This window comes from Shewanella sp. Isolate7, from assembly GCF_022398425.1.
In the GTDB taxonomy this organism is placed as follows: Bacteria; Pseudomonadota; Gammaproteobacteria; order Enterobacterales; family Shewanellaceae; genus Shewanella.
Genome location: NZ_JAKEVJ010000031.1, coordinates 35404 through 43263, shown reverse-complemented (window position 1 = coordinate 43263; position 7860 = coordinate 35404). Strand labels below are relative to the sequence as shown.

The 7860-nt window shown below is 49.0% G+C and carries 3 protein-coding genes and 1 pseudogene; 1 reads left to right on the top strand and 3 read right to left on the bottom strand.

What is annotated here, in order from left to right:
- Nucleotides 1-232: pseudogene (locus L1D47_RS09860) on the top strand (IS4 family transposase); the annotation flags it as partial.
- An 880-nt stretch (nt 233-1112) separates the two neighbouring features.
- On the opposite strand, the gene L1D47_RS09855 reads toward L1D47_RS09860, so the two are convergent.
- The 3 genes from L1D47_RS09855 to L1D47_RS09845 form a co-directional block, all read right to left on the bottom strand.
- On the bottom strand, nt 1113-1646 hold the full coding sequence (locus L1D47_RS09855; RefSeq protein WP_239884495.1) for a cell division protein ZapC: 534 nt from the start codon (nt 1644-1646) through the stop codon (nt 1113-1115).
- Between the two features lie 158 nt (nt 1647-1804).
- Nucleotides 1805-2830, bottom strand: a complete 1026-nt coding sequence (pyrD, locus tag L1D47_RS09850) for a quinone-dependent dihydroorotate dehydrogenase (RefSeq protein WP_239884494.1) — start codon at nt 2828-2830, stop codon at nt 1805-1807.
- Nucleotides 2831-2892: 62 nt separating this feature from the next.
- Nucleotides 2893-7737, bottom strand: coding sequence for an NAD-glutamate dehydrogenase (locus L1D47_RS09845; protein ID WP_239884493.1), 4845 nt, complete (start codon nt 7735-7737; stop codon nt 2893-2895).
- Between the last annotated feature and the right edge of the window lie 123 nt (nt 7738-7860).

The following is a 7860-nucleotide window of genomic DNA, read 5'->3' as shown; positions in this document are numbered from 1 at the left end:
GGTGCAATTGGCATTTTGGTGGGTGGGACTCTTTGGTGAAGCGAAGCAATTGCAACGACATTTCCAGGCCAATACGGTGAAGAAACGTAATGTGTTATCGATAGTGCGGATGGGAAAAGAGCTGATGCGACGACGAGACAGATACCCAATGTCAGCCGATGACCTACTCCATGCTGCCAGGAAGCTGGCTGAGTTATCACTCATTTACGGCTGCTGGGGGTATGAATTATGAGGGGATCCTACAGTGCTCAGCGCATCTGGCTATGTTAGAAAAGCCAAGTTAACTTGGCGCGCCATGCTATCTAGAATTGCAAACTAGCATTTTAAATCAATAAACTTGTGACACCTGCAGTTAGGGAAGGTGCGAATAAGTCCCGTGCTTGCTCTGCGTGTGCTTAAAGTGGATAGATGCAAGGCACAGTTTGCAGCGAATGGCCCTAGTCCTTCGCAAGAACTGTAACGCAGCAAATACCGCTGTAAGCCTCGCCCTGCGGGGCTTTGATAGCAACACCATTTCGGCGTTATTCAACTTCAGCAGGCCTCGGCATGCCCTCAGTTGAATGCCTTGAACTGTCGCTGCTATCAAAGCCAGAGCTGTGCCGTGCTTGCTCTGCGTGTGCTTAAAGTGGATAGATGCAAGGCACAGTTTGCAGCGAATGGCCCTAGTCCTTCGCAAGAACTGTAACGCAGCAAATACCGCTGTAAGCCTCGCCCTGCGGGGCTTTGATAGCAACACCATTTCGGCGTTATTCAACTTCAGCAGGCCTCGGCATGCCCTCAGTTGAATGCCTTGAACTGTCGCTGCTATCAAAGCCAGAGCTGTGCGACGACTTGTTCGCACCTTCCTTAGGCCCACCTTACTCCCGCTAATTAATGAGATTTTATTTTAAGTTTTAATCTATCGATTCAAGACTCAACAAATGATCATAAAACAGACAGTTAAGTAGCAGTGATTAATAGGAGAAGAGATTAGAAAATAAAAGAGAGGCAAGCCTGATGGATCGAAAAAATGATTTACAGTCGATGATTGCAATAAAATAAATAGATCAAAAACATCAGCCATAAAAATAGGGAGCCTCTGCTCCCCATTCGATTAAATTTTGTCTTGCTTATTAAGCCGCAGCGATCTGACGATTCGCCTTTAAGGGATGTAATCTATCGTTCATCACCTTAATGCAATCGAATTGGCGCATCGCCTTGCTATCACTCAGGCGCAATTCGGGTGATAACAACATCACCAAGGAGGCCTGAATATTAGACTCAACCACCAGAACCTGCACGACTTCGCCTTGGCATTTCAACTGAAACACCTTGCCCAGTTCACTGTATACACAGACGGCAGAAGTCTCAAAAAACCACGACTTAGGCATCTGAGGCTTTAACAGAAAATGGGCCGCGGTAGCATTAAGTGCCAGCTGCACCCTTACCGCGTCGGCAATATTTAATGACTTACCAATACGCTCAATAAACTCAATATAGAATTTAGCGTGATCGACATTAAATTCCGTGGTTGCCAAGGCATCAGGAATAAGTGCTTTCGTTTTATAGGGAGTCAGAAATTCCATATCCGAACCTAACGAAACGCTTAAAACCCCATACGAATCGTTATATATCCATTGCCAATCCCTTTGTGGCATTAATAACATAACGTGTACCTATATACCTTAATACAGCTCGATAATAGATGATATTTCAGCCAATATCAAAAAAATATTACAAATATGATATAGATAACAACATGTTATTGCGATCAAACGCGATCTAATTAAGATCGCGCGATCGTTTTTAGATCTAAATTAAGATCTTATTTACTCTTGACGCGATATGCATCGACGATCTCTTTAATTAATTCTGGTCCACGATAAATAAACCCAGAATAAATTTGTACCATAGTTGCGCCCGCATCCAACTTATCTAACGCGTCGGCAGCACTACTAATACCGCCAACACCTATGATAGGCACCAGACCCTTCAAGCAATCGGCAAGCTGTTTAATCACTTTTGTTGACAATGAATTCAAAGGCTTACCGCTTAGTCCACCGGCCTCGTTAGAATTCACCAAGCCGCTCACCCCATCGCGCGTGAGTGTAGTATTGGTAGCGATAGCGCCATCGAACTCATTACGGATCAGAGACTCGGCAATCTTCTCTATCTCTTCTGGCTCAAGATCTGGCGCGATTTTCAACGCGATCGGCACATACTTACCGTGACGTTCGGCAAGATCTTTCTGCTTGGCTTTTAATGATCCCAATAGATCATCGAGTAAATCCCCATACTGCAAACTGCGCAGACCCGGAGTATTTGGTGAAGAGATATTTACCGCAATATAGGCGGCATAAGGGTAAACCTTTTCCATACAGATAAGGTAATCTTCTTTACCCTGCTCTACCGGCGTATCCTTGTTCTTGCCGATATTCACCCCAACCATGGCACCCGACTTAGCCGCCTTCAGGTTTGCCACCAGATTATCGACACCCTTATTGTTAAAGCCCATACGATTGATAATCGCCTTGGCGGGCTTTAAACGAAATAGGCGTGGCTGATCATTACCCGGCTGTGGACGCGGAGTCACAGTGCCCACTTCCACATGGCCAAAACCCATGGCGTGAAACGCATCGATACACTCGCCGTCCTTGTCCATACCGGCGGCTAGACCGACAGGATTAGGAAAGGTCAATCCCATAAACTCGACAGGGGCCGCTTGCAGCTTCTGTGCATAAAAGCAGTTTAATGGCGAATTCGCAGTTGATTTCAGACCGCCTATAGCAAGGTTATGCGCCTTCTCGGGATCCATCTGAAACATCACTTTCTGTGCGATTTTGTAAAACATGCATTCTCCTAGACCGAAAAAAGCCCCGGCGATTGCCAGGGCTCATAACTAATTTTTATTTTTTACGATTGACCTTCGCAATGAAGGATCAACAGATTCAGCTCACGTAGGGCGACTGAGAACTTCGCAAACTCGTGGGTCTGCGAGGTCTTAAAGTCTGCAAGCATGTGGAACCATCTCTCCAATAAGCCCTGATTGGATTCGACCCACTGATCGATAATGGCGTCAGCATCACAAACCGATGGGCAGGTACGTAGCACTGCAGAACTCAGTGAACGTTGTTGCCAATCGAGCTCTTCCCTAAATGCCGCTCTCGCCAGCGCTTGCCAGTGGTTCGCCACAGGCTGCGCACTGATCTGCTCGAGGAACCAGTGCAGGTCGATACGAGCACCTAACTTGTAGTAGGCCTCGGCAACCAAGGCCACAGGCTTGTCTTCCAGCTCGGCAATTTGCGAGATGTCCAGCGCCGAGAACAGTGTGCTCATGTTCACGACATCGGTCGCAACCTGATCTGGTACACCTTCTTTCACCAGCGCTGCAATCTCGGCACGGATGCCGTTGACTTCATCTTCCACCAGATACTGGTGAACATTCTGACGAAGCTCCTGGAACACTGGGCTAAAGAAGGCCACAACCTGCTCGATGCTTTGGTTACGGTTACGATGACGTAAGAACCAACGACACGCGCGGCGTAGATTACGACGCAACTGATGCAGCATCTCGCCTTGAACCACAGCAGGCACCACACCGTTTAACGCCGTGATCGATTTAGTTAAATCAGCTAAACCAAATACTTCACGGGCCATAGTGTAGCAGATAGCTGCTTCGGCGACTGAGGCACCTGTCTCATCTTGCATACGCTGAACGAAATTCAGCCCCATGTCGTTAACCAACTCGTTGGCCAGCGAGGTCGCGATGATCTCGGCGCGCAGCGGATGGTTAACCATACGCTCGCTGTACTTCTCTTGCAGTTGACGAGGGAAGTATTCGATCAGTAGCTGGCTTAGGAAAGTATCATCGGTAATTTCCGGCGTCAGCAGTTGCTCCTTCAATACCATCTTGGCGTAGGCCACCAGTACAGATAGCTCTGGGCGAGTCAGTGACTTCCCGTTTGCCAGGCGCTCTGCCAGCTCGTCATCACTTGGCAGGAACTCAAGTGCTCTGTCGAGCTTGTCTTCCTTCTCCAGATAATGGATGAAGCGGATCTGCTCTTTCAACTGCTCGGCGCCGCGCACCTGAGTCACAGAGATGGTGCGGGTCTGATCCTTACAGTCTTGCAGTACGATGCGGCTGACTTCGTCAGTCATCTCAACCAGCAGACGGTTACGTTGTTTAACTGTCATCTCACCTTCGGCCACCATGGCGTTAAGCAAGATCTTGATGTTAACTTCGTTGTCCGAACAATCCACACCACCAACGTTATCGACGAAGTCGGTGTTCATGCGGCCACCATTGGCAGCATATTCGATACGGCCAAGCTGGGTACAACCTAGGTTACCACCCTCACCTATGATGCGCGCCTGAACCTCGTTACCATTGACACGCAGTGCGTCGTTGGCGCGATCGCCCACCTCGGCATGAGTCTCGCTGGTCGCCTTGATGTAAGTACCGATACCACCGTTCCAGATCAGATCCACCTTCATCTTCAGCAGCTCTTTAAGCAGCTCGTTTGGTGTCATCGATGCCTTCTTGGTATCCAGCATCTTCTTCATTTCTGGCGTCAGTGTGATTGACTTGGCCGAGCGCAGGAATATTCCGCCGCCCTTAGAGATCAAGTCCTTGTTGTAATCTTCCCAGCTTGAACGTGGCATCTCGAACAGACGGGCACGCTCTTTATAGCTGCTGGCAGCATCAGGGTTCGGGTCGATAAAGATGTGCATATGGTTAAACGCAGTCACCAGACGGGTGTGCTCAGAGAGCAGCATACCGTTACCGAATACGTCACCGGCCATGTCACCAATTGCCAAACAGGTAAAATCTGTCGTCTGACAGTCGATACCAATTTCGCGGAAGTGACGCTTAACCGACTCCCATGCACCGCGGGCCGTGATACCCATCTTCTTGTGGTCGTAACCGTTACTACCACCCGATGCAAAAGCGTCGCCTAACCAGAAGCCGTACTCTTCAGAGATGGCGTTGGCGATGTCTGAGAAGGTCGCGGTGCCCTTATCGGCGGCCACAACCAGGTATGGATCGTCTTCATCGTGACGAACCACGTTCGCTGGAGGAACAATTTCGCCTTCGATGATGTTGTCAGAGATATCCAGCAGACCGCGGATAAACAGACGGTAGCACTCTTGACCTTCGGTGAAGAAGGCATCGCGGCCACCTTCGGTCGGCAATTGTTTACAGACGAAGCCACCCTTGGCGCCCACAGGTACAATTACAGTGTTCTTCACCTGCTGTGCTTTCACCAGACCCAGTACCTCGGTACGGAAGTCTTCACGACGATCGGACCAGCGCAGGCCACCACGGGCAACCTTGCCACCACGCAGATGTACACCCTCTACCCTTGGTGAATAGACGAAGATCTCAAACTTAGGCAGCGGACGCGGCATCTCAGGGATCTCTTCAGGTGAGAACTTGAATGACACGTAAGGCTTGTTGTTACCATCTGGCAGCACCTGATAGAAGTTGGTACGCAGAGTGGCGTTGATCAGATCCAGGTAACGACGGATGATACGGTCGTCATCCAGGCTAGACACCTCTTCCAGACGCATATCGATCTGTTCAACAAACTTTGACAGTGTGCGTGTCTTCAGCTTAGGGTTGAACTTACGGATAAACATCTTCACCAAGAGATCGGCAATTTGTGGATAGCTGCTGAAGGTCTCTTCGATATAGGCTTGACTGAAGGTCGCATCGATCTGACGCATATACTTAGCATAGGCACGCAGTACAGACACTTCGCGGCCAGAGAGGCCAGTTGCCAATACCAGACGGTTAAAGCCGTCATCTTCTAATTCTTTACGCCATACCTGAGACAGGGCCGTCTGGAATCTGTCTTGGCTATCGGCCAGATTATCAACCGCGGCGCCTTGTACTGTCATCAAGAAGTCTAAGATCCAGAAGGTTGAACCATCGGCGGTCATCACTTCATAGGGACGCTCGTTGATCACACGCAGACCGAAGTTTTCCAGCATAGGCAATACATCTGACAGATGAATTGGCTCATCCTTGTGGAAGAGTTTCAGGCGTACTTTATTGTCTTTTAAAGCCGTTTCCTGTGGCTGATAGAAGAGCATGCCAAGCTTGTGATCGTCATCTAATGCTTCCAGATGCTCGATATCGACGACGGCAGAGCTAGGCAACACATCTTCTTTATAGCTGCGAGGGAAGGCATTCACATAACGTTTAACCAAACGGTTACCCGACTCTTCGCCCTGGGCAGTGATAAGCGCTGTGTTTAACTTGTCTTCCCATGAACGCGCAGCTTCAATTAGATTGTTTTCGATGGCAGCCACATCTACATCCGTAATATTATTATCGACTTTAACTATATAGTGAGTACGCGCGAGCGTAGACTCAGAGAAATAAGTTGTAAATTCAACATCTTCTTTAGTGTTGAAGTGTTGCGCCAAAATACGTTGAGTATCTTCACGCAGCTTAGTGTTGTATCTGTCTTTAGAGACGTAAACCAGGCAAGAGAGGAAGCGACCGAAGCCATCCTTGCGCACAAACAGCTTAAGTTTGTCGCGATCTTGCATCTCCAGAACACCGTGAGCCATGCTGGCCAATTCTGATTCACGCGCCTGAACCAGCTCATCGCGTGGCAAGGTTTCCAGAATGTGCATCAAGGCCTTGTAGTCGTGCGAGTGCGGCGTCAGGCCTGAATCGTCCAGTACACGCTGCAGCTTCTCTGCCAGCAGCGGGATCTCACGAGGGCTGCGGTTATAAAGGTTTGAGGCATACAGACCGATGAATCTGTCTTCACCGATCACGTTACCCTGCTCGTCGAAACGCTTGATGCCGATATAGTCGACATAGGCTGGGCGATGTACACGGCTCTTCTCTGTGCTCTTGGTCAGAATAAGCAGGCTGTTGTCGAGCGCTTCTTTACGTGCGGTATCTGACAGGCTAGAGAGCATGAGTCCCTTAGAACTCTTAGGCTTACCCGGTACATTCATCAGACCAAGGCTGGTCTCGTTAACTGGCAACAACTCGAGATCACCTTCGACCTTGTGCAGGTCATAACGGCGGTAGCCCAGCAGGGTGAAATGATGGTTGTTGAGATAGGTCAGGAAGTTGATGGCCTCATCCAGATCACGCTTCTTACCCGGGAAAGGACGGTCGGCCAGCTCGGCGATGGTCTCGCTTAGCTTATTAGACATCGCCTGCCAGTCATTGACCGATGCAGCCACATCACCCAATACAGATTGGATCTCTTTCTCTAGGCTCTTGATATCGGCATCGCTGCTCAGTCTGTCGACTTCGATCAGGAACACGGCAACCTTGTCGTTGCTCTCATCCTTATCGTCGTTGTAGCTAACACCAGTGATCACGCCCTGATCACGCTTCACGGTTAACGGCGTGTGCAACATCATGTGAGTGGTGATGCCCATGCGGTTAAGCGCCATGCCTACAGAGTCAACAAGGAAAGGCATATCTGGTTGAATCACCTCGATGATTGAGTGGGATGATTTCCAACCATGCTTAGATTGACTCGGATTAAACACGCGAATATGGGTCTCGCCAACAGGCGTCTTGTTCGCGGCATTCCAAAGGCTGAGGACGGCGCCGTAAAGATCACTGTCATTGCGGTGCTGCAAGTCATCTTTCGACATATGGGCATAAATACAAGTTGCGAACTGTTCAACTTGTTTGGCTTGTGTATTGGGAACTTTCGAATGAATTAGGCTGACTACGTTCTCGAGTAGTACTGAAGGCATTGCATCTTTCAAGGCCATGTTGCTGTTTCCTTTAGGGTCTATGGCAGCGTTTTTGTAATTTTATGGATGCTTGAGCATATGACAGGCCAAATCTAATTATGTGACCTAAGTCATAGCGCGAAGTTTATTACTAAATGTGCC

Bases quoted from the DNA above. Each gene is read 5' to 3' on its own strand.
- L1D47_RS09855 (WP_239884495.1), bottom strand. From the start codon at position 1,646: ATGTTATTAATGCCACAAAGGGATTGGCAATGGATATATAACGATTCG.
- pyrD (WP_239884494.1), bottom strand. From the start codon at position 2,830: ATGTTTTACAAAATCGCACAGAAAGTGATGTTTCAGATGGATCCCGAG.
- L1D47_RS09845 (WP_239884493.1), bottom strand. From the start codon at position 7,737: ATGGCCTTGAAAGATGCAATGCCTTCAGTACTACTCGAGAACGTAGTC.